The organism is Acinetobacter sp. RIT698 (assembly GCF_009668065.1).
Lineage (GTDB): Bacteria > Pseudomonadota > Gammaproteobacteria > Pseudomonadales > Moraxellaceae > Acinetobacter > Acinetobacter guillouiae.
This window is the reverse complement of record NZ_WJYH01000112.1, coordinates 1-1,861: the sequence shown is the minus strand read 5'-3', so window position 1 is coordinate 1,861 and position 1,861 is coordinate 1. Positions and strand designations below refer to the sequence as shown.

Annotated in this window: 3 protein-coding genes; all 3 read left to right on the top strand. The window is 41.1% G+C overall.

Annotated features, from left to right (window positions below; genetic code table 11):
• Positions 1-646 (top strand): phage minor tail protein L (locus GJV03_RS21280; protein ID WP_171501892.1); only part of this gene is annotated, 646 nt, incomplete at its 5' end.
• A 2-nt stretch (positions 647-648) separates the two neighbouring features.
• Positions 649-1,392: a C40 family peptidase gene (locus tag GJV03_RS21275; protein WP_154131080.1), complete on the top strand. Its 744-nt coding sequence runs from the start codon at positions 649-651 to the stop codon at positions 1,390-1,392.
• Positions 1,385-1,861: tail assembly protein (locus tag GJV03_RS21270; RefSeq protein WP_154131079.1), on the top strand; the 477-nt coding region annotated here is incomplete at its 3' end. The genes GJV03_RS21275 and GJV03_RS21270, both read left to right, overlap by 8 nt.

Sequence of the window (1,861 nt, the reverse complement as noted above, 5' to 3'; positions counted from 1 at the left end):
AATCGGTTCAAATGGCTTGATTGGTTCAGATACTGGCTCAATTGGTAAACTTTATGATGTTGGTGATGAAAAGGTTTGGCACCGCAACATTATATTTAATGGTCAGACTTTTGAGCCAATGGCGTTGCAAGTATCAGGCTTGGAAATGCGAAGTGATGGAAAGGCTTCAGCACCAACGCTAAGCATGGCTAACAATATTAAAGGTATTCAAGGCGCGGTAACTGCATACTGCTTACAGTTTGGTGATTTTGCAGGTGCAAAGCTCAAAGTCATTACCACATTAGCCAAGTATCTCGATGCTGAAAACTTTAGTGCTGGTAATACCAGTGCGAATCCAAGTGAGAAACGTGAGCAGATTTGGTTTATAGAACAAAAGACTTCTGAAAATGCTCAGCAAGTGACTTTTGAACTTTCTAATCCAGTGGATTTTGAAGGATTAAAAATCCCTACACGGCAAATCTCAAACTACTGCAATTGGGAATATCGAAGTGAAGAATGCGGCTATATCGGGGCTGCAATGTTTACTGAAAAAGATGAGCCTACAGACAATCCAGCTTTAGATCGATGTAACTACCGAACATCAGGCTGTCGTTGCCGAGAAAATGAGCTTCATTTTGGTGGATTCCCTGCATCTTCAATGGTGTAAAAATGAAATTAAATAAAAAACTTAAAGCTGCGATTTTATCTCATGCTGAACAATGTTTCCCCGCAGAATGTTGCGGGGTTATTGTTTCTGGTGTGTATATTCCATGCCGTAATGTCGCTGAAGAAGGTCAGTTTCAAATTCATCATGAAGACTTGGCGAATGCTGAAGATCAGGGTGAGATACTAGCATATGTCCATTCACATCCAAACGCGACAGCACGCGCATCTGCTTTGGATTTATTACAAATTGAGCTTCATGAAAAACCATGGGTGATTTGTGCTTGGCCAGAAGTGGATTTCCAAGTTTTTGAACCATGTGGTTATAAAGCCCCACTCATTGGTCGTGATTACCATCATGGATATCAAGATTGCTATTCAATTGTTTGTGATTTTTATAATCGTGAACTTGGTATTCAGTTGATGGATTTTGGACGTAAAGATGATTGGTGGAGTGATAAAAATCACAAATCCCTTTATCTAGAAAACTTAGACGCAGCGGGATTTTATGAAGTCAGCGAACCTCAATATGGTGACATGTTGGTGTGTAATGTTGGTCGTACAGAACACCCGAATCATGCTGTGATCTGGCTTGGTAATCGGTGGCAATTAAAGTCAGAAGAAAGCACGAGTTGTTTTGGTGGTCCATTAATCCTACATCATCCTTATGGTCGAAAGTCAGTGCGTGAAATCTTTGGGCAACAATGGCAAGAGCGTGTTGTCAAAATTGTGAGGCATAAGAATGCTTAAAACGATCAAATTATATGGCGTACTAGGAAACAAGTTTGGTAAAGAATTTAAGCTTGCTGTTGAAAGCACCCGAGAAGCTATAAGAGCACTATCAGTCCAAGTGCCCGGTTTTGAACAATTCATGTTAACCGCTCATGAACACGGACTTAGCTTTGCTGTTTTTCAAGATGATGAAAATATCTCTGAGGATCAGATTGATTTTGAGACTGGTGCTAAAGTTATCAAGATTGTGCCTAAAGTCATAGGGGCTGGTGGAGATGGTGGTGTTATAAACTTAATTTTAGGTGCGGTTATGGTTGTTGTAGGAGCATGGACAGGGCAGGCATGGCTAGTTGGGATGGGGGTAGGCATGGTTGCTGGTGGAGTTGCTCAAATGCTTGCCCCTAAGGTTGATGCACAAGATCAAAATCAAGATGGAAATAAGTCTAACTTTGGATTTGGTGGAGCAGTCACTACAATCGCACAAGGT